The sequence below is a fragment of the Streptomyces venezuelae genome, assembly GCF_008642295.1.
Classification (GTDB): Bacteria; Actinomycetota; Actinomycetes; order Streptomycetales; family Streptomycetaceae; genus Streptomyces; species Streptomyces venezuelae_C.
Genome location: NZ_CP029190.1, coordinates 4,454,420 through 4,473,065 on the forward strand (window position 1 = coordinate 4,454,420; position 18,646 = coordinate 4,473,065).

Annotated in this window: 18 protein-coding genes and 1 riboswitch; of the genes, 13 read left to right on the forward strand and 5 right to left on the reverse strand. The window is 72.7% G+C overall.

All coding sequences use genetic code 11. The features are described 5' to 3' along the window. Positions 1–43 precede the first annotated feature (43 nt). Positions 44–706: a hypothetical protein gene (locus DEJ50_RS34000; RefSeq protein ID WP_190344579.1), complete on the reverse strand. Its 663-nt coding sequence runs from the start codon at positions 704–706 to the stop codon at positions 44–46. Between the two features lie 198 nt (positions 707–904). On the opposite strand from DEJ50_RS34000, the gene DEJ50_RS19980 reads away from it, so the two are divergent. From DEJ50_RS19980 to DEJ50_RS20005, 6 genes are all read left to right on the forward strand, one after another. Beyond that, positions 905–1,765, forward strand: coding sequence for a bifunctional methylenetetrahydrofolate dehydrogenase/methenyltetrahydrofolate cyclohydrolase (locus DEJ50_RS19980; RefSeq protein WP_150209322.1), 861 nt, complete (start codon positions 905–907; stop codon positions 1,763–1,765). Then, positions 1,755–2,246 carry a DUF3017 domain-containing protein gene (locus DEJ50_RS19985; protein ID WP_223837833.1) on the forward strand — a complete coding sequence of 164 codons (492 nt, stop codon included), beginning with the start codon at positions 1,755–1,757 and terminating at the stop codon, positions 2,244–2,246. Before DEJ50_RS19980 ends, DEJ50_RS19985 begins: the two co-directional genes overlap by 11 nt. Before the next feature lie 166 nt (positions 2,247–2,412). Then, positions 2,413–3,402, forward strand: a complete 990-nt coding sequence (locus DEJ50_RS19990; RefSeq protein ID WP_150209324.1) for a malate dehydrogenase — start codon at positions 2,413–2,415, stop codon at positions 3,400–3,402. A 126-nt stretch (positions 3,403–3,528) separates the two neighbouring features. Continuing rightward, positions 3,529–5,286: a hypothetical protein gene (locus DEJ50_RS19995; RefSeq protein WP_223837834.1), complete on the forward strand. Its 1,758-nt coding sequence runs from the start codon at positions 3,529–3,531 to the stop codon at positions 5,284–5,286. Then, on the forward strand, positions 5,276–5,677 hold the full coding sequence (locus tag DEJ50_RS20000; protein WP_150209325.1) for a hypothetical protein: 402 nt from the start codon (positions 5,276–5,278) through the stop codon (positions 5,675–5,677). The genes DEJ50_RS19995 and DEJ50_RS20000 overlap by 11 nt, the downstream gene beginning before the upstream one ends. A gap of 424 nt (positions 5,678–6,101) precedes the next feature. Next, a complete protein-coding gene (locus DEJ50_RS20005; RefSeq protein ID WP_150209326.1) occupies positions 6,102–6,851 on the forward strand; it encodes a hypothetical protein in 750 nt (249 codons plus the stop codon). Between the two features lie 25 nt (positions 6,852–6,876). On the opposite strand, the gene DEJ50_RS20010 is transcribed toward DEJ50_RS20005, so the two are convergent. Then, complete coding sequence (locus DEJ50_RS20010; RefSeq protein ID WP_150209327.1) at positions 6,877–7,389, reverse strand: carboxymuconolactone decarboxylase family protein; 513 nt, start codon at positions 7,387–7,389, stop codon at positions 6,877–6,879. 46 nt (positions 7,390–7,435) lie between these two features. Here DEJ50_RS20010 and DEJ50_RS20015 point away from each other — a divergent pair, with 46 nt between their 5' ends. After that, complete coding sequence (locus DEJ50_RS20015; RefSeq protein ID WP_150209328.1) at positions 7,436–8,845, forward strand: PLP-dependent aminotransferase family protein; 1,410 nt, start codon at positions 7,436–7,438, stop codon at positions 8,843–8,845. 327 nt (positions 8,846–9,172) lie between these two features. Here DEJ50_RS20015 and DEJ50_RS20020 read toward each other — a convergent pair whose 3' ends face one another. Then, complete coding sequence (locus DEJ50_RS20020) at positions 9,173–10,027, reverse strand: hypothetical protein (RefSeq protein WP_150209329.1); 855 nt, start codon at positions 10,025–10,027, stop codon at positions 9,173–9,175. Between the two features lie 115 nt (positions 10,028–10,142). On the opposite strand from DEJ50_RS20020, the gene DEJ50_RS20025 reads away from it, so the two are divergent. After that, the gene (locus tag DEJ50_RS20025) at positions 10,143–10,442 is read left to right on the forward strand and encodes a hypothetical protein (protein WP_150209330.1); all 300 of its coding nucleotides are present in this window, start codon (positions 10,143–10,145) and stop codon (positions 10,440–10,442) included. 8 nt (positions 10,443–10,450) lie between these two features. After that, positions 10,451–11,644, forward strand: coding sequence for a glutathionylspermidine synthase family protein (locus DEJ50_RS20030; RefSeq protein WP_150209331.1), 1,194 nt, complete (start codon positions 10,451–10,453; stop codon positions 11,642–11,644). Positions 11,645–11,682: 38 nt separating this feature from the next. Here DEJ50_RS20030 and rocD read toward each other — a convergent pair whose 3' ends face one another. After that, positions 11,683–12,888: an ornithine--oxo-acid transaminase gene (gene rocD, locus DEJ50_RS20035; protein WP_150209332.1), complete on the reverse strand. Its 1,206-nt coding sequence runs from the start codon at positions 12,886–12,888 to the stop codon at positions 11,683–11,685. Between the two features lie 112 nt (positions 12,889–13,000). Next, positions 13,001–13,091, forward strand: a riboswitch (ZMP/ZTP riboswitch). A 34-nt stretch (positions 13,092–13,125) separates the two neighbouring features. On the opposite strand from rocD, the gene glyA reads away from it, so the two are divergent. The 4 genes from glyA (at position 13,126) to DEJ50_RS20055 (ending at position 17,350) form a co-directional block, all read left to right on the forward strand. After that, on the forward strand, positions 13,126–14,391 hold the full coding sequence (gene glyA, locus DEJ50_RS20040; protein ID WP_150209333.1) for a serine hydroxymethyltransferase: 1,266 nt from the start codon (positions 13,126–13,128) through the stop codon (positions 14,389–14,391). Between the two features lie 186 nt (positions 14,392–14,577). Next, positions 14,578–15,591 (forward strand): tryptophan--tRNA ligase, encoded by a 1,014-nt coding sequence (trpS, locus tag DEJ50_RS20045; protein ID WP_150209334.1) that lies wholly within the window; start codon positions 14,578–14,580, stop codon positions 15,589–15,591. 96 nt (positions 15,592–15,687) lie between these two features. Next, complete coding sequence (locus DEJ50_RS20050) at positions 15,688–16,275, forward strand: 2'-5' RNA ligase family protein (RefSeq protein WP_150209335.1); 588 nt, start codon at positions 15,688–15,690, stop codon at positions 16,273–16,275. 145 nt (positions 16,276–16,420) lie between these two features. Then, positions 16,421–17,350, forward strand: coding sequence for a YihY/virulence factor BrkB family protein (locus tag DEJ50_RS20055; RefSeq protein WP_150209336.1), 930 nt, complete (start codon positions 16,421–16,423; stop codon positions 17,348–17,350). On the opposite strand, the gene DEJ50_RS20060 is transcribed toward DEJ50_RS20055, so the two are convergent. Beyond that, positions 17,292–18,551 carry a D-alanyl-D-alanine carboxypeptidase family protein gene (locus tag DEJ50_RS20060; protein ID WP_411757685.1) on the reverse strand — a complete coding sequence of 420 codons (1,260 nt, stop codon included), beginning with the start codon at positions 18,549–18,551 and terminating at the stop codon, positions 17,292–17,294. The genes DEJ50_RS20055 and DEJ50_RS20060 overlap by 59 nt on opposite strands. Positions 18,552–18,646: the final 95 nt, after the last annotated feature.

The following is an 18,646-nucleotide window of genomic DNA, read 5'->3' on the forward strand; positions in this document are numbered from 1 at the left end:
CAGTCACTGCGGGGCGCGGCCTTCGCCGTACGACGGCAGGCGGTTACGGGCGGCGGAAGTAGGCGCCCGCGGCCGAGTTGGCCAGGCCGGCGATGATCCAGATGCCGAGTCCGAGGACGACCACGTTGATCAGCAGCGAGAAGACGAGCCCGCCGGCTCCGGTCCCGTCGGTGGCGCCGAGGGCGAACAGGTTGATCAACACGCTCACGACGTTGAACAGGCTGATCAGCGAGCCGTAGATGATGCCGGAGACCCGGACGCCGGTGCGTCCCTTGCTCAGCTTGGCGGCCGTCAGGATCGGCCACAGGGACAGGGCGATGGCGACGAGACCGCCCGCCACGGCGGCTCCGCCGGCCAGCGCGCCCAGGTCGCTCACCTCGGAGCTGGACGAACTGGTGGCGGCGGTGGTGAACACGCCGATGAGGATGACGATCACGCCGATCAGGGCCGCGAAGCCGCCGAAGATGAACAGGATCACGCGGGAGGCGACCACGCTGCCCGGCATCCCCATCTGCATACCGGGAGCCGGGTAGCCGAGGCCGGCTCCGGCCGGGTAGGCGGGAATGCCCTGCGGTGCCTGCGGGTAGCCGTAGCCGGCCTGCGGCGGGACGCCCTGCGGGGCCTGCTGGGGGTAGCCGTACTGGGGCTGGCCCTGCGGGGCCGGGGGCTGCTGCCCGTACGGGTTGTTCGGGGCGCCGAAACTCATCTGGGGTGTTCCTCCGTGGGAGTGCGGGGACGCGCGGCTCGCGCGGAGGAATGTCAGCGGTGCGGTCCGCCCCCCGGCACTGCCCGCGGCACTACTTCCGGCCATCGTGGTCTTTTCCGCGAGGCGTTGTCCAGTCGGCGCACGCCCGACCGGTCGACCGACTGGAATCGGGGCGGCCCCATCCGGGAGGATGGGGACATGACCGCCCAGATTCTCGACGGCAAGGCCACCGCAGCCGCGATCAAGTCCGAACTGACCACCCGCGTCGCGGCGCTCAAGGCCCGGGGCGTCGTCCCCGGCCTCGGCACCCTGTTGGTCGGCGACGACCCGGGCAGCCGCTGGTACGTCAACGGAAAGCACAAGGACTGCGCCGAGGTCGGCATCGAGTCGATCCGGCGGGAACTGCCCGCGACGGCCACCCAGGAGGAGATCGAGGCGGTCGTCCGGGAGCTCAACGAGGACCCGGCGTGCACCGGCTACATCGTGCAGCTGCCGCTCCCCAAGGGCATCGACACCAACCGGGTGCTGGAGCTGATGGACCCGGAGAAGGACGCCGACGGCCTGCACCCGATGTCGCTGGGGCGGCTGGTCCTCAACGAGCCCGGTCCGCTGCCCTGCACCCCGTACGGCATCGTGGAACTGCTCCGCCACCACGGTGTGGAGATCAACGGCGCACATGTGGTCGTCCTGGGCCGCGGGATCACCGTGGGCCGGTCCATCGGCCTGCTCCTCACCCGCAAGTCGGAGAACGCGACCGTGACCCTGTGCCACACCGGCACCCGCGACCTGTCCGGGCTGCTGCGGCAGGCGGACATCGTGGTCGCCGCCGCCGGTGTCCCGCACCTGGTCAAGCCGGAGGACGTGAAGCCCGGTGCGGCCGTCCTGGACGTCGGTGTCAGCCGTGACGAGGACGGCAAGATCGTCGGCGACGTGCACCCCGGCGTGGCCCAGGTGGCCTCCTGGATCTCCCCGAACCCCGGCGGAGTGGGCCCGATGACCCGTGCCCAGCTCCTGGTCAATGTCGTCACGGCGGCGGAACGGTCGACCAGTGCGGGCTGACCAGGAGCAGGCCGGAGCTGGAACCGGCTCCGGAGCCGAAACCGGAGCCGAAACCGGAGCCGGTTCCGAAACCGGCACCGGCACCGGCTCCGGTGCCAGGTCCCGGCGCTTTCCGCAGGTCACCCGGGACACCGCCCGCCCCGAGGGCGGCGGGCGGGCGGCTCCCCGGGACGCACCCGCGCCGGCCCGCCAGTGGCCGATGCTCAGCGTGCTGGCCGCCACCGCGGCCGGCCTGCTGTCCACCGCGCTGGGGCATCCCCGCATCGGCTGCCTGCTGATCGGGGCGGTGCTGATCGCCGCCGCCGTGCTGCGGCAGGTGCTGCCCTCGGTGGGCATGCTCGCGGTCCGGTCACGGTTCACGGACATGGTCACGTACGGGATCCTCGGCATCGCGATCACCCTGCTCGCCCTGGTGATGGAGCCCGATCCGCTGCTGGAGATCCCGTTCCTGGAAAGCACCGTGCGGTTCATCGTCCGCTAGTGCGGTGACCGGGAGGAACAAGGCCGGAAGGCCGCTGGGCCTTCGAACGCCCGGGCGACGTGTGCGACGTGCCACACCGACCCGGGGGTTGGGCCGTCCTGCGGTCGGATAGCCTGCGCACATGGGGCAGGGACGTCCCACCGCCAGCTGTCTAACGGAGAAGGCCATGACCCGCACTCCCGTGAATGTCACCGTCACCGGCGCCGCCGGCCAGATCGGTTACGCGCTGCTCTTCCGCATCGCGTCCGGCCACCTGCTCGGCGCGGACGTGCCGGTCAACCTGCGCCTCCTCGAGATCCCGCAGGGCCTCAAGGCCGCCGAGGGCACCGCCATGGAGCTCGACGACTGCGCCTTCCCGCTGCTGCGCGGCATCGAGATCACCGACGACGCCAACAAGGCCTTCGACGGTGCGAACGTCGCGCTGCTCGTCGGCGCCCGCCCGCGGACCAAGGGCATGGAGCGCGGTGACCTGCTCGCCGCCAACGGCGGCATCTTCAAGCCGCAGGGCGCCGCCATCAACGCGCACGCCGCGGACGACATCAAGGTCCTGGTCGTCGGCAACCCGGCCAACACCAACGCCCTGATCGCCCAGGCCGCCGCGCCGGACGTACCGGCGGAGCGCTTCACCGCGATGACCCGTCTGGACCACAACCGCGCGATCTCGCAGCTGGCCGCCAAGACCGGTGCCGCCGTCTCCGACATCAAGCGGCTGACCATCTGGGGCAACCACTCGGCCACCCAGTACCCGGACATCTTCCACGCGGAGATCGCCGGCAAGAACGCCGCCGAGGTCGTGAACGACGAGGCCTGGCTGGCCGACGAGTTCATCCCGACCGTCGCCAAGCGCGGCGCCGCGATCATCGAGGCCCGTGGCGCCTCCTCGGCCGCCTCGGCCGCCAACGCCGCCATCGACCACGTCCACACCTGGGTCAACGGCACCGCCGCGGGCGACTGGACCTCCATGGGCATCCCCTCGGACGGCTCCTACGGCGTCCCGGAGGGCTTGATCTCCTCCTTCCCCGTCACCTGCAAGGACGGCAAGTACGAGATCGTCCAGGGCCTGGACATCAACGAGTTCTCCCGCACGCGCATCGACGCGTCCGTGCAGGAGCTCTCCGAGGAGCGCGACGCGGTCCGCGAGCTCGGCCTCATCTGAGCCGCCTGAACCGCCTCAGCCGCTTGAGCTGCTGAAACTCCGAAAGCGCCCCGGTCAAACCCGACCGGGGCGCTTTGGCGTGAAAAAGCCTGTCCGGTGTATGTACTGGATAAATAGGGTCGGGCGGTGACCGAGATCCCCATTCCCTCTCAGCCCGCCGCGGGCGGCTGGGACGATCCGCGCAACGGCCGCCCCCCGGTGCACCCCTCGATCAGCACGGCCGGACGCTTGCTGTGCGCGGGCGTCTACGTCGACGGGGGCTACCGCGACCGGGTGATCGACGAGCTGTACATCCACGAGGAGCGCATCGCCGCCCCCTCGTACGGGTTCGACGCCGGCCGCGTGCTCGCCCACGCCCTGCGCGCCCGCCGTGCCGAACTCGGCTGGGCGGCCGGCATCCTCGGCGCCTGGTTCGTGGGCGCCCTGCTGACCGGCGGCGCACTCCTGCTCCTGCTCATCCCCTTCCTGGCGTTCCGCCTGGCCGGCTGGCTGCGCGCGCGGGGATCCGTCCTGCTCCGGTTCCTCGCCCTGGTGATCCGCTTCTACGCCATCGCCTTCCTGGTCCTGGTGCTGCTCGGCTTCCTCGGCACGGGGATCGGCATGACCGCCCTCCTGGCCGACGGCCCGGGGGGCGACGGCTTCCTCTTCGGGGACGACCCGTACGAGAGCTCGTACGGCTCGTACGGCTCCTCCGAAACCACCGTGCTCGCCGTGGGCGCCGGCCTGTTCTGGGGTACGGCTGCCGTGTTCGCCGCACTGGTCACCCTGGTCGCGTTCCAGCGCAGCCATGTCGCCAAGACCATCGCCACCGACCTCTCCCCGCAGCGGTACGCCGACCAGTCCGCCGACCCCGCCGAGGCCGCGCCCGGCGCCCGGCTGGCCCGGATCCTGCGGCGCATCCGCCGCGAACAGTGGTCGCCGCTGGTGGTGTACGACATCAACCACCCGCTGTGCGGGGCGGGCGACTTCTTCCGGCCCTGGCAGCTGTCCGTCGAGCTGCGCCCGCGTACCGATCTCGGCCTCGACCGGAAGCCGACCCCCCTCGACAACAGCCACATCCTGGAGAAGGTGGTCCCGCGCCTCCAGAAACTGCGCGTCCCGTCCCCGCACGGCTCCGCGGCGGCCGAGGCCGCCGTCATGGACCGGCTGCGTGAACTGGTCATCGAGGAGTGCGTGTTCGTGCCCGCCACCGGGCTGCCGCACCGCGACCTCGCGCCGGTCACGGCCGAGGCCTACGCCGAGCACCGGGCCGCCTCCGTCGAGGAGGGCGGCGAGCAGCGCCGCCACTTCCTCCGGGTCCGGGTCGGCGGCTGGGACGAGAACCTCGTGGTCACCGTGTTCGTCCGGGTCCACACGCAGGGCGGGATGCTGATGCTGGAGGTCGCACCGCATGTGCTGCTGCCGCTGCCGGTGCACTTCCTGAACGCCGATGCCGACGCGCAGCGCTACCTGAACAACCACTGGTTCGGCAAGGCGGTGTGGGCGCTGGTGCACAGCCCCCGCTCCTTCACGGCGGCCGTTCTCACCCTGAGCCGCGGCCTGGCGAGCTGGTGGCGGATCGTCACCGGCGGCCACGGCGGCGCCCGGCCGGAGGGGGCCTGGGCCTCGGTGCGGGAGATCGCCTCCCAGGACAACGGCTCGATCTTCCACCTCATGGACCTCGACCGGTACCTGAAGACCATTCAGGACCGGGTGGTGGCCGGGGTGACCGAGGCCCTGCACGAGGCCGGCTGGCACACCGAGGAGTTCGCTCAGCGCGCGGTCAACGTCGCCGAGGGCGGGGTGTTCATCCAGTCCGTGAACCAGAGCGCCTTCGCCGTGGGCGGTTCGGGACACACCAACAACGTCAACCAGTCGGCCAAGGGGAGCAGTGGTGGCAAGTAACGGGACCGGGGCCGGGACCGGTGGAGACGGGCAGCCCGCGGTGCGGCTGGGCGATGTCAGCGGCAGTGCCTTCAGCATCGGCGGCAGCAACCACACCAACAGCGTGACCCACCACCACGGGGGCGGCCCGGAGGCCGGCCCCGGTGCGGAGGAGCTGCTGGAAGCCGTACGGGACCTCCGGGCCGCGCTGGTCCGGCTGCCGCGCAGCACCGACCGGTCGGAACTGGACGGCGAGCTGGACGAGGTCGCGGGCGAGCTGGAGGAGGCGGACGCGGTCCGCCCGGCCGTACTGACCCGGCTCAGGGGCGCGCTGGAGCGCTGGGCGCCGCTGGTCGAGTCGGTCGGTGCGGCGGCCTCGTTGGGCGGCCTGCTGACGGCGATGGGCGGCTGAGGTGGCCCCTTCCGCACCCCGCTGGGATCCGCGCGCCCAGCGCTGGGTCCAGGACGACCAGCCGACGCCACCGCAGCCGCCCCAGGCCCCTGCGCAGGCGCCTGCGCCTGCCCCGACCCCGGCCCAGGGTGTCGCCCAGGCCCCGGCTCAGGGTCCTGCGCCGGCCCGGGCCCATGGCGCTGACCAGGGTCCTGCCCCGACCCCGGCTCAGGGTGTCGCCCAGGCCCCGGCTGGGGGTCCTGCGCCGGCCCGGGCCCATGGCGCTGACCAGGGTCCTGCCCCGGCCCCGGCCCCGGGTGTCGCCCAGGCCCCGGCTGGGGGTCCTGCGCCGGCCCGGGTTCCGGGTCCTGCCCAGGCCTGGGCCCCGGCGCCGCCCCAGCTGCCGCCGCTGCCTCCGGTGGCCCCGGCGGCGCCCGTGGCGCCGGTGGCGCCGGCAGGCAGCTCCGGTCCGTCGCGCGACCCCCGTACGCGCAACCCGTGGCTGACCCCGGCGACCGCGGGGATCGCGGTGGCGGCCGTCGCACTGGGCGCCGCCGCGGTGTGGTTCGTCCAGCGGGACGAGGGTCCGGACCGCGGGGCGCAGGCCCCGGCCACCGCGCTCACGGCGGCTCCGACCGATTCCCCGTCCGGGGCGTTCCCGGAGGAGCCGGCCCCGGGCCCGAGTGCCACGGGCAGTCCCACGGGCAGTCCCACCGGCAGTGCCTCGGGCAGCCCCACCGGCAGCCCCACCGCTCCGGCCGGCTACCGGGTGGTCGAGGACCCGGCAGGGTTCACCATCGCCGTGCCCTCCTCATGGCGGCGTGACCAGGAAGGCGGCGGCGCGTCGGTGTTCTACCGGCCGCCCGACCGGTCCGGCCTGATCCAGGTGTTCCGGGTCACCGAACCCGGGATCACCCCGTGCCAGGCGGTGGACAAGGCGGCGGAGAGCCTCGACAACCCGGTCACCCACCCGAACTACGTGGAGCACGAGCGCGGCCGGGCTTCCGACGGAGACGGCTGCCAGCTGGACTACGAGTACGACAGCGCCGAATCCGGCGGCCGACGGCGCACCATCGACCTGGTGTACACGGCGTCCGACGGGAATCTGTGGGCCGTGATCGCGGCCGGCCCGGCCGCCGAATGGTCCCGTACGGTGGAGCACCACGCGGCGGCCCTGCGGTTCTTCCGCCCGTAGGGCGGGCGGCCCGGCTCGGCCCCGCTCAGTGCTTGAACATGCCCGGGGTGTAGTGCCCCGGCACCGCGCGGGTGGTCACGGCGAACCGGTTCCACGCGTTGATCGTCACGATCGCGGCCATCAGCTGGGCCAGCTCCGCCTCCTCGAAGTGCTTGGCGGCGCGCGCGTACACCTCGTCCGGGACGAAGCCCTCCGTCAGGAGGGTGACGGCCTCGGTGAACTCGAGCGCCGCCAGCTCCTTCTCGGTGTAGAAGTGCCGGGACTCCTCCCAGGCGCCGAGCTGGACGATCCGCTCGACGGTCTCACCTGCGGCGATCGCGTCCTTGGTGTGCATGTCCAGGCAGAAGGCACAGTGGTTGAGCTGCGAGGCGCGGATCTTGACGAGTTCGAGGAGGACGGGGTCCAGGCCCTTCCGGGAGGCGATCTCCAGGGCGACCATCGCCTTGTAGACCTCGGGGGCGAGCTGGTGCCACTGCATGCGGGCGGGCGATTCGGGAGCGTAGGTCCGGTCCGTGTGCGTCTGTGCGTTGTTCGTCATGTAGTGACCGTAGGCCGCGGAGCGTCCGCCGATATGGTCCATATCCATGACGGATTCCTGGGCCAATTCGGTCGGCTTCGGTGGCGCCGACCTGCATCTGGAGCCGGCCGCGGGACGCGGCCTGAAGGCCGGTCTCGCCGAGGCGCTGCGGGAGGCGGTGCGCGGGGGCCGGCTCGCGCCCGGCGCCCGGCTGCCGTCCTCCCGTATCCTCGCCGCAGACCTGGGCATCGCCCGGAACACGGTCGCCGAGGCCTACGCCGAGCTGGTCGCCGAGGGCTGGCTGACGGCCCGGCAGGGCTCCGGTACCCGGGTGGCCCCGCGGGCCCGGCCCCGCAAGGCCGCCGCGGCGCAGGCGGTCCGCCTGCCCACCCGGGAGGGCCGGGCGGCGTACAGCCTGCTGCCCGGTTCCCCGGACCTCGGCGGCTTTCCGCGCGCGGCCTGGCTGACGGCGGCCCGCCGGGCCCTGACGGACGCCCCGAACGAGGCCTTCGGGTACGGGGATCCGCGCGGCCGGGTGGAGCTGCGGGAAGCCCTCGCCGGATACCTGGCGCGGGCCCGCGGCGTGTACACGGACCCGGAGCGGATCGTGCTGTGCGCGGGGTTCGTGCACGGGCTGATGCTGATGGCCCGGGTGCTGCGGGCGCGGCGGGTGCGGGAGGTGGCGGTCGAGTCGTACAGCCTGCACATCCACCGGGACCTGCTGGCGGCGGACGGGCTGCGGACCCGCCCGCTGCCGCTGGACGCGGCGGGAGCGCGCACCCCGGACCTGTCCGGCACGGCCGCGGGTGCGGTCCTGCTCACCCCGGCGCACCAGTTCCCGACCGGGGCCGCGCTGACCCCCGAGCGGCGGGCGGCGGCGGTGGACTGGGCGCGGGCCTCCGGCGGGCTGATCCTGGAGGACGACTACGACGGGGAGTTCCGCTACGACCGGCAGCCGGTCGGGGCGCTGCAGAGCCTGGACCCCGACCGGGTGGTGTACCTGGGCACGGCCAGCAAGTCCCTGGCGCCGGGGCTGCGGATCGGCTGGATGGCGGTCCCGCCGGGCCTGCTGGACGAGGTGCTGGCGGTCCGCGGCCGGGCGGACTGGACCTGTAGCGCGCTGGAGCAGCTGACGCTGGCGCAGTTCATCACCTCGGGGGCGTACGACCGGCATGTGCGCGGCATGCGGCTGCGGTACCGGCGCCGGCGGGACCAGCTGGTCGCGGCGGTGGGCGGGCGGGTCGCGGTGTCCGGGATCGCGGCGGGTCTGCATGCGGTGCTGGACCTGCCGGCGGGCACCGAGCGGGCCGTCATCCAGGCCGCTGCCTGGCACAGCCTGGCGCTGGACGGCCTGTCGGGGTTCCGGCACCCGGAGGCGGACATGCCGGCCCGCGACGCACTGGTGGTCGGCTACGGCACCCCACCGGACAGCGCCTGGGCCCCCACCCTGGCAGCCCTCTCCGCAGCCCTGCCCTAACCGCCCCGGCCCCGGCGGCGCCATGCAGCCCGCCCCGCCCCGCTAGCCGGCCCGGCCCCCGGCCCCGTCTCCCGGCCCGGGCTCAGGGCCCGGTTCCGGGCCGGGACCGGGCTCGGCCCCTGGCCGGGCACCCGGCCAGGTTTCCCGGCCTGTTCCGGCGGGGCCGGGTTCCGTGCGGTGCCCGGGGTCAGGGCCCGGCTCCGGGCTTTGCTCCCGGCCGTGGCACCCAGCCCGGTTTCCTGTCCGGTTCCGGCCGGGCCAGGCAGGCCGGGCCCGGCCCGGCTCCGGGCCTCGCTCCGCCCCCCGGGCTCAGGGCCCCGCCCGGGCTCAGGGCCCGGTTTCGGGATTGGCTTCCCGCCCGGGGGCAGGGCCCGGGTCGCCGAAGCGGGCCAGGGAGAGGGCGCCTGCCACCGCTACCGCGAAGCCGAGGACTGCCAGCCAGGAGAGGCCCGGGCGGGTGGTGTCGCCCAGCCAGAGCACGCCGATCAGGGCCGGGCCGACCGTCTCGCCGAGGACCATCCCGGCCGTGGCCGCCGTCACCGAGCCGCGGGCCAGCGCCGAGGTCAGCAGCAGGAAACCGGCGCCGCCGCCCAGCAGCAGGGCGTACAGGGCCGGGTTGCCCAGGGCGGCCCAAGAGATTTCGTCGATCAGGCGGACCGCGACCTCCACCACCCCGAAGCCGGCACCCGCCCCCAGCCCCAGCACCAGGGCCCGCGGCCCGTCCGGCAGCCGCCCGGCCGCCGCGCCCGCCAGCAGGATCAGCACCGCTGTCAGGAGCAGGCCCAGCCGCAGGGCGGTCGAGCCCGGCCGGGTGCCTTCCGGGCCCGCGGCCAGGCCGAGCATGAACAGGCCGGCGCACACCACGCCGACCGCCGTCCACTCCGTCCGGCTCAGCCGCACCCCCATCAGCCGGGAGGCGACCACCGCCGTCACGGCGAGACTCGCCGCCAGCGCCGCGCTCACCGCGTAGATCGGGAGGTGCCGCAGCGCGATGATCTGGAGGACGAAACCCGCCCCGTCGAGCGCCAGACCGAGCAGATACCGCCACTGCCGGACCGCCCGCAGCAGCAGGGCCGCATCCACCCCCGATCCGGCCGCCGGATCCGCCGCGGCCCGGGCCGCGATCGCCTGGAACACCGAGGCCGTACCGAAACAGATGGCCGCACCCAGCGCAGAAAGCATCCCAATCAGCACAAACAGACTGTAGTGGAGGGGTGATCAGGCGGCCGGATTCCATCCCCTCAGCCCCCGGCTCTAGTCTGTCCGGAGCACGCCACCGTCAGGGGGAGCATCGGACATGGACAGCAGCACCAGCACTCGGCGACGCATGCGTTCCGGCGGCGTCGCCCTCGGCGGCATGGGCCTGCTCGCGGCGGCCCTGGTCGCCTGCGGCAGCAGCAAGGAGCCGGACCGGCGCTGCGCCGACCGCCTCACCCTCGACCAGTACTCCATGGAGGAGTGCAAGAAGGGCGGCCGGGGCGCGTACTACTACGGCGGCCACGTCCCCACCGGCAACAAGGTGTCCGGCGGCAGCTTCGACAAGAGCGCCGTCGAGCGGGGCGGCATCGGCGGCGGCTCCTCCTCCAGCGGCGGCTGAGCACCGGCATGAAGCGGCACACCATCGAGCCCCGCCCCGGCTGGCAGCAGACCGTCGAGGAGCAGGGGCTGATCTATCCGCTCACCCGCTACCCGGACGACTCCCTGCGCCCCTACTGGGACGAGAGCGCCTACTACGCCTTCAGCCTCCCCGAGGTGGAGGCGCTGGAGGACGTGGTCGAGGAACTGCACGCCATGTGCCTGGCCGCCGCCGCGCACATCGTGGAGCAGGACCGCTTCGCCGACCTCGGGATCACCGACCCCCGGCTGCGCGAGCGGATCGTGGAGTCCTGGCGCCGCCGCGCCGAACAGCCCTCCCTCTACGGCCGGTTCGACCTGCGCTACGACGGCACCGGCCCGGCCAAGATGCTGGAGTACAACGCGGACACCCCCACCTCCCTGGTGGAGGCGGCCAGCCCGCAGTGGTTCTGGATGGAGGAGCGCTTCCCCGGCGCCGACCAGTGGAACTCCCTCCACGAGCGCCTGGTCGACGCCTGGCGCCGGCAGGCCGAGCTGCTTCCGCCCGGCCCGCTGCACTTCGCGCACTCCGAGGCCGACGAGCTCGGCGAGGACCTGATGACGGTCGCCTACCTCCAGGAGACCGCCGAGCAGGCCGGCATCGAAACGCACGCCCTGGCGGTCGAGAAGATCGGCTGGGACCGGCTGTCCGGCCGGTTCGTGGACGAGAAGCTCCGCTTCATCCGCAGCTGCTTCAAGCTCTACCCGTGGGAGTGGCTGGCCACCGACCCGTTCGCCCCGCAGGTCCTGGACACCATGGACAACGGCGGCGGCTCCGGCACCACCTGCTGGATCGAGCCCGTCTGGAAGATGCTGCTCTCCAACAAGGCGCTGCTGGCGGTCCTGTGGGAGCTCTTCCCCGACCACCCCAATCTGCTCCCCGCCTACCTCGACGGCCCGCGCGAACTCGCCGAGGACGGCGGGTACGTGGCCAAGCCGCTGCTCGGCCGCGAGGGCGCCGGGGTCACGGTCCACGAGCCGGGCCCGGACGGGGTGCCGTTCACCCCGCAGGCCGGGGAGACCTACTGCTTCCAGGCCCTTGCCCCGCTGCCCGAGTTCGACGGCAACCGCGTGGTGCTCGGTGCCTGGGTGGTCGAAGACGAGGCGGCGGGGCTCGGCATCCGGGAGTCCGCGGGGCTGATCACGGACGAGTACGCCCGTTTCCTGCCCCACGTGATCCTCTAGACGGACAGGGCGGCCGGACAGCCGGCCAGACAGTCCGGCTAGACGGACAGCTCGGCGCGCAGCTGGTCCAGGCCCCAGTCGAGGTCCTCCTTGCTGATCACCAGCGGCGGGGCGATCCGGATGGTGGCGCCGTGGGTGTCCTTCACCAGCACCCCGCGCTCCATCAGCCGTTCGGAGATCTCCCGCCCGGTGCCGTGCGAGGGCTCGATGTCCACCCCCGCCCACAGGCCCCGCCCGCGGACGGCGGTCACCGCGCCCCCGCCGGTCAGCAGGCCCAGCTCCGCGTGCAGGTGGTCGCCCAGCTCGGCGGCCCGCTGCTGGTACTCGCCGGTGCGCAGCATCGCGATGACCTCCAGGGCGACCGCGCAGGCCAGCGGGTTGCCGCCGAAGGTGGAGCCGTGTTCGCCGGGCCGGAACACCCCGAGCACGTCCCGGTCGGCGACCACCGCCGACACCGGCACCACTCCGCCGCCGAGCGCCTTGCCCAGGATGTAGACGTCCGGGACGACCCCCTCGTGCTCACAGGCGAAGGTCTTCCCGGTGCGCCCGAGGCCCGACTGGATCTCGTCCGCCATGAACAGGACGTTCCGCTGCCGGGTCAGTTCGCGTACGCCGCGCAGATAGCCGTCCTTCGGCACCAGCACCCCGGCCTCGCCCTGGATCGGCTCCAGCAGGACCGCCACCGTGTTCTCGGTGACGGCCGCGGACAGCGCGGTCAGATCGCCGTACGGCACGATCTCGAACCCGGGGGTGTAGGGCCCGAAGTGGTCGCGGGCGTCGTGGTCGGTGGAGAAGGACACGATGGTGGTGGTGCGGCCGTGGAAGTTGTCGGCGGCGACCACGATCTTCGCGTGCCCGTCCGGAACGCCCTTGACCTCGTAGCCCCACTTTCTTGCGGTCTTCACCGCCGTCTCGACCGCCTCTGCACCCGTGTTCATGGGCAGCACCATCTCCTTGCCGCACAGCTCGGCGAGCTGTGCGCAGAAGTCGGCGAACCGGACGTGGTGGAAGGCCCGCGAGGTGAGGGTCACCCGCTCCAGCTGGGCCTTGGCGGCGTCGATCAGGCGGCGGTTGCCGTGGCCGAAGTTGAGGGCCGAGTAACCGGCGAGCATGTCGAGGTACCGCCTGCCCTCGACGTCCGTCATCCAGGCACCTTCCGCGGAGGCGATGACGACGGGAAGCGGGTGGTAGGTGTGCGCGGCGTGCGCGTCGGCGGAGCGGATGGCATCAGCTGTTGTCGACACGGGGTCTCCGTTTCGTCCGTCCTGGCCTGTGACGTGGGTGGCGTCATTTTCTATCGTCGCTCCTCGGCGCGGACGGCGAAAGCGTCCGGGTGTCGGGGCCGATAAGGTGTGCGGTACGCACGGCGACTGGCGTACGGAGAACCAACTCCGGGGGAGTCGTGCGCGCATGTCCGCACACAGGGCCGCTCGCCTGGGCCTCGCGGGGTACGAACCGCCATCGACCCCGGAGGAGCCGCCATGACCGCGCGCCATCCCGCCCTGCTGTCCACCGATCCCGAGATCGCCTCGCTCGTCGCCGCGGAGGAACGGCTCCAGGCCGACACCCTGCGTCTGATCCCCAGCGAGAACTACGTCTCCGCCGCCGTGCTGGAGGCCTCCGGGACGGTGCTGCAGAACAAGTACAGCGAGGGCTACCCGGGCCGCCGGTACTACGAGGGCCAGCAGAACATCGACCGGGTGGAGGCGCTCGCCGTCGAGCGGGCCAAGGGCCTGTTCGGCGTCGACCACGCCAACGTCCAGCCGTACTCGGGCTCTCCGGCGAACCTGGCCGTGTACCTGGCCTTCGCTCGTCCGGGTGACACGGTGATGGGCATGGCCCTGCCGATGGGCGGGCACCTGACACACGGCTGGGGGGTCTCGGCCACCGGTTCGTGGTTCCGGGGCGTGCAGTACGGCGTACGCGCCGACACCGGCCTGATCGACTACGACGCGGTGCGCGAGCAGGCCCTCGCCGAGCGCCCGAAGGTCATCTTCTGTGGGGGTACGGCACTGCCGCGCACCATCGACTTCGAGGCCTTCGCCTCGATCGCGAAGGAGGCGGGCGCGGTCCTGGTCGCGGACGTGGCGCACATCGCCGGCCTGATCGCGGGCGGGGCGCACCCCTCCCCGGTGCCGTACGCGGACGTGGTCTCGACGACCACCCACAAGACGCTGCGGGGGCCGCGGGGCGCGATGCTGATGTGCCGGGAGGAGCACGCGAAGGCCATCGACAAGGCGGTCTTCCCGGGCCTCCAGGGCGGCCCGCACAACCAGACGACGGCGGGCATCGCGGTGGCCCTGCACGAGGCGGCCCAGCCCTCCTTCGTGTCGTACGCGCACGCGGTGGTGGCCAACGCGAAGGCGCTCGCGGCGGCGCTGCTGGAGCGGGGCTTCGACCTGGTGTCGGGCGGCACCGACAACCACTTGGTGCTGATGGACCTCACGGCGAAGCAGGTGCCGGGGAAGGCCGCGGCGAAGGCGCTGGACCGGGCCGGCATCGTCGTCAACTACAACACCGTGCCGTTCGACCCGCGCAAGCCGTTCGACCCGTCGGGGATCCGGATCGGCACCCCGTCGCTGACCTCCCGCGGCCTCACCGCGGAGCACATGCCGCAGGTCGCGGAGTGGATCTCCCGGTCCGTCGACGCCGCCGCGGCGGGGGACGAGCCCGCCCTGGCCGCGGTCCGCGCCGAGGTCGCCGACCTCATGGCCGCCTTCCCGGCCCCGGGCCTCCCGCTGTCGTAGCCCCCGCGCCGCCGCCCGGCAGCGCCACGGCTGCCGGGCGGAAAGCGGTCGCTCGACCGGGGTGAGATCCGGACGGGCCGCTACCGTCCGGTACCCGGGCGGGGCGGGGACCCCGGCCGGGCGCGGCCGGTTCCTTCCGGCCAGCGCAGGGGCCGGGAGGCCCTCCGCACCTGAGAGAATGGCCCCATGGCTTCTGATCGTCCTCGCGCGCTCTCCGGTATCCAGCCCACCTCCGGTTCGTTCCACCTCGGGAACTACCTCGGAGCCATTCGCCAGTACGTGGCCCTGCAGGAGACGCACGACGCCTTCTACATGGTGGTCGACCTGCACGCGATCACCATGCCGCAGGAGCCCGCGGCCCTCCGGCAGAACACCCGGCTCTCCGCCGCCCAGCTGCTCGCCGCCGGGCTCGACCCCGAGCGCTGCACGCTGTTCGTCCAGAGCCATGTGCCCGAGCACGCGCAGCTCGGCTGGGTCATGAACTGCATCACCGGGTTCGGCGAGGCCAGCCGGATGACCCAGTTCAAGGACAAGTCCGCCAAGGGCGGCGTCAACAACGCCACCGTCGGCCTGTTCACCTATCCGATCCTCCAGGTCGCCGACATCCTCCTGTACCAGGCGAACGCGGTGCCGGTCGGCGAGGACCAGCGCCAGCACATCGAGCTGACCCGGGACCTCGCCGAGCGCTTCAACCAGCGCTTCGGCCCGACCTTCACCCTCCCCGAGGCGCACATCGTCAAGGAGGTCGCGAAGATCTACGACCTCCAGGACCCGTCGATCAAGATGTCGAAGTCGGCGTCCAGCCCCAAGGGCCTGATCAACCTCCTCGACGAGCCCAAGGTCACCGAGAAGAAGGTCAAGAGCGCGGTCACCGACACCGACACCGTGATCCGCTTCGACGCGGAGAACAAGCCCGGCGTCAGCAACCTGCTGACCATCTACGCCACCCTCACCGGCACCGCCGTCCCGGTCCTGGAGGAGAAGTACGAGGGCAAGGGCTACGGCGCGCTGAAGACCGACCTCGCCGCCGTGATGGTCGACTTCGTCACACCCTTCAAGCAGCGCACCCAGGAGTACCTGGACGACCCGGCTGAGCTGGACGCCGTGCTGGCCAGGGGCGCGGAGAAGGCGCGGGCGGTCGCCGCCGAGACCCTCGCCCAGGCCTACGACCACCTGGGCTTCCTCCCCGCCAAGCACTGACGATCCGAGGGCCCTGGCCGGAACGGGGGTGCTGCCCCCACACTGGGGGGCGGCACACTCGGGCCACAGCCGACACACAGACACGAGGAGACATACGTGGGGACCGTAACGCTCGGCGTTTCGATCGCGGTCCCGGAGCCGTACGGCAGCCAGCTCCAGCAGCTGCGCGCTGGCTTCGGGGACGCCGCCGCGTACGGCATCCCCACGCATGTCACCCTGGTGCCGCCCACCGAGGTGTCGGCGGACCGGCTCCCGGAGATCCGGGCCCACCTCACCGAGGTCGCCACGGCCTTCCGGCCCTTCCTGATGCGGCTGGCCGGCACCGGCAGCTTCCGCCCGCTCTCCCCGGTGGTCTTCGTCAAGGTCGTCGAGGGCGGCGCGGGCTGCACCCGGCTCCAGGGCCAGGTCCGCGACCCCGGCGGGCCGCTCCGCCGCGAGCTGGCGTTCCCGTACCACCCGCACGTCACCGTTGCCCACGGGATCTCCGAGGAGGCGATGGACCTCGCCTTCGCCGAGCTGGCCGACTATGCGGCCGACTGGGTCTGCGAGGGCTTCGCGCTCTACGAGCAGGGCTCCGACGGGGTCTGGCGCAAGCTGCGCGAGTACCCCTTCGGGAGCGGCCCGGCCGGCGTCCCGGCACAGCTCGGCTCGCCGGTCGACGAGCCGACCATACGTCGCTCCTGAGGGAGTACGCGGAGCACGCGCAGGACCAGGAAACGGAGTCGGCGCAGCACGAGCACATGCATCGGGCGAAAAGTCACAGTGGACGACCGTAGCGCCCAAACCCGGCAATCCCGGCTATTTCCGGCGCCTCAATTACGGTGATCGCATGGACTGGCTGAAGAAGCTCCCCGTGATCGGGCCCCTGGTGACCCGTCTGATGGAGACCCGCGCGTGGCATGCGTACCAGCGCCTCGAACGGGTGCACTGGAACCGGCTCGCCGCCGCCATCACCTTCATCAGCTTCCTCGCGCTCTTCCCGCTGATCGCGGTGGCCGCGGCCGTCGGCGCGGCGCTGCTCACCCCGGAGCAGCTGAAGAAGCTGGAGGACGGGCTCTCCGAGCAGGTGCCCGGGATCTCCGAACAGCTCAACCTCTCGGGCCTGGTCGACAACGCGGCCACCATCGGCCTGGTGGCCGGCGCCCTCCTGCTGTTCACCGGCATCGGCTGGATCGGCTCCATGCGGGAGTGCCTGCGCGCGGTCTGGGACAAGGACGACGAGGACGAGGGCAACCCGGTGGTCCGCAAGGGCAAGGACGCCCTGGTGCTGCTCGGCCTCGGCGGCGCCGCCCTGGCCTCCGCACTCGCCTCGATCCTCGGTTCCACCGCGGTCGGCCGGTTCGGCGACTGGCTGGGCATCCCGGAGCGCGGCGCCGGCGGGGCCGTGCTGCGGACCGGCGCCTTCGGGGTCGGGGTGATCGCCGCCTTCCTGCTCCTGCTGTACCTGCTCACCCTGCTGCCCGGGGTGCAGCCGCCGCGCCGCCGGCTGATCGAGGCCGCACTGCTCGGCGCGGTCGGCTTCGAACTGCTGAAGCTGCTGCTCAGCGGCTATATGCGGGAGGTCGCGGCGAAGAGCATGTACGGAGCCTTCGGCGTGCCCATCGCCCTGCTGCTGTGGATCAACTTCACGGCGAAGCTGCTGCTGTTCTGCGCGGCCTGGACCGCCACCGACGAGCAGGGCGACGAGAGCCCGGCGGAATTCACTCCTGAGGGCGACGGCTCCCCCGGCCGCGAGGACCGCGCGGCCAGCGCCGGTTGACCACGAACACCCCGCCGGCCAGCGCCACCAGCGCGCCGCCGGTCACGGCCAGCGCGGTGCCGAACCCGCCGGACTGCTCCTCGGCAGCCGCCGGGCTGCTGTCGTGGGACTGGGCGGGAGAGCCGTGCGGGCCGGTGTCCGCGCTCTTCGGCGGCACCAGCTCACCCACCGGCTTGACCTTGCCGGCCGCCTCGAAGCCCCAGTTCAGCAGCGCCGCCGTCTCGTGGTAGACGGCATTGCCGCCGCCCGCGCTCGGATTCATCACGGTCACCAGCAGCTTCCGGTCCCCGCGCTGGGCGATCCCGGTGAAGGTGGACCCCGCCTGGGTGGTGGTGCCGTTCTTCACCCCGGCGATGCCCTTGTACGGGGCGAGACCGGCCGCGCCGGTCATCAGCCGGTTGGTGTTCTGGATCTCGAAGGTCTCGCGCGGCTTGCCCGGCTTCTGCATCCCGGGGAACTTCGCGCTCGCGGTGCCGGCGTACTCCCGGAAGTCCTTCTTCTGCATGCCCGAGCGGGCGAACAGGGTGAGGTCGTAGGCGCTGGAGACCTGGCCGGGCGCGTCGTACCCGTCCGGGGTCACCACATGGGTGTCCAGGGCCTGGAGCTCCTCGGCGTGCGCCTGCATGTCCTTGACGGTCTTGTCGATGCCGCCGTTCATCGCGGCCAGGACGTGCACGGCGTCGTTGCCGGAGCGCAGGAACACCCCGAGCCACAGATCGTGGACGGTGTAGTCGAAGCCCTCCTTGATGCCGACCGTGCTGCTGCCCGGGCCGACCCCCTCGGTGTCCTCGTAGCCCACCGTGCGCACCTTGTCCTTGGGCAGCGTGGGCAGCAGCGTGTCCGCGAAGAGCATCTTGAGGGTGGAGGCCGGGGGCAGCCGCCAGTGCGCGTTGTTCGCGGCCAGCACCTCGCCCGACTCGGCGTCCGCGACGATCCACGACCGGCCGGTCAGGTTGCCGGGCAGCTGGGGCGCCCCGGGCAGCAGGTTGACCTGCGCACCGGGCTGGCCGAGCCGGGCCCCGCCGACCGTGGACATCTGGGCCGGCGGCGCCGGGCCCTTCTCGGGAGCCTTGGCGGGCACCTGGGTGGGGGCCTTGCCGCCCGGCTTGGGGTCGTCGGCGTGGGCGGGGGCCGCGAGGATGCCGGGGAGGACCAGCGCAGCGGACATGACCGTTACTACGGTCTTCTTGACAGACACGATGGTGAAATTACCTTCCTTTTGTCGGTCTGCCTTCGCGGTTGGGCCAACAAGCCGCAAGCCCTGCCGGGACAGCCCACCCCGGCGCGTCCGGCCCG

Excerpts from the sequence above, each read along its gene's own strand:
- DEJ50_RS20020 (WP_150209329.1), bottom strand. The coding sequence starts at position 10,027 with ATGCTTTCTGCGCTGGGTGCGGCCATCTGTTTCGGTACGGCCTCGGTG.
- trpS (WP_150209334.1), top strand. The coding sequence starts at position 14,578 with ATGGCTTCTGATCGTCCTCGCGCGCTCTCCGGTATCCAGCCCACCTCC.
- DEJ50_RS20055 (WP_150209336.1), top strand. The coding sequence starts at position 16,421 with ATGGACTGGCTGAAGAAGCTCCCCGTGATCGGGCCCCTGGTGACCCGT.
- DEJ50_RS20030 (WP_150209331.1), top strand. The coding sequence starts at position 10,451 with ATGAAGCGGCACACCATCGAGCCCCGCCCCGGCTGGCAGCAGACCGTC.
- DEJ50_RS34000 (WP_190344579.1), bottom strand. The coding sequence starts at position 706 with ATGAGTTTCGGCGCCCCGAACAACCCGTACGGGCAGCAGCCCCCGGCC.
- DEJ50_RS20010 (WP_150209327.1), bottom strand. The coding sequence starts at position 7,389 with ATGACGAACAACGCACAGACGCACACGGACCGGACCTACGCTCCCGAA.
- DEJ50_RS20015 (WP_150209328.1), top strand. The coding sequence starts at position 7,436 with ATGACGGATTCCTGGGCCAATTCGGTCGGCTTCGGTGGCGCCGACCTG.
- glyA (WP_150209333.1), top strand. The coding sequence starts at position 13,126 with ATGACCGCGCGCCATCCCGCCCTGCTGTCCACCGATCCCGAGATCGCC.
- DEJ50_RS19990 (WP_150209324.1), top strand. The coding sequence starts at position 2,413 with ATGACCCGCACTCCCGTGAATGTCACCGTCACCGGCGCCGCCGGCCAG.
- DEJ50_RS20025 (WP_150209330.1), top strand. The coding sequence starts at position 10,143 with ATGGACAGCAGCACCAGCACTCGGCGACGCATGCGTTCCGGCGGCGTC.
- DEJ50_RS19980 (WP_150209322.1), top strand. The coding sequence starts at position 905 with ATGACCGCCCAGATTCTCGACGGCAAGGCCACCGCAGCCGCGATCAAG.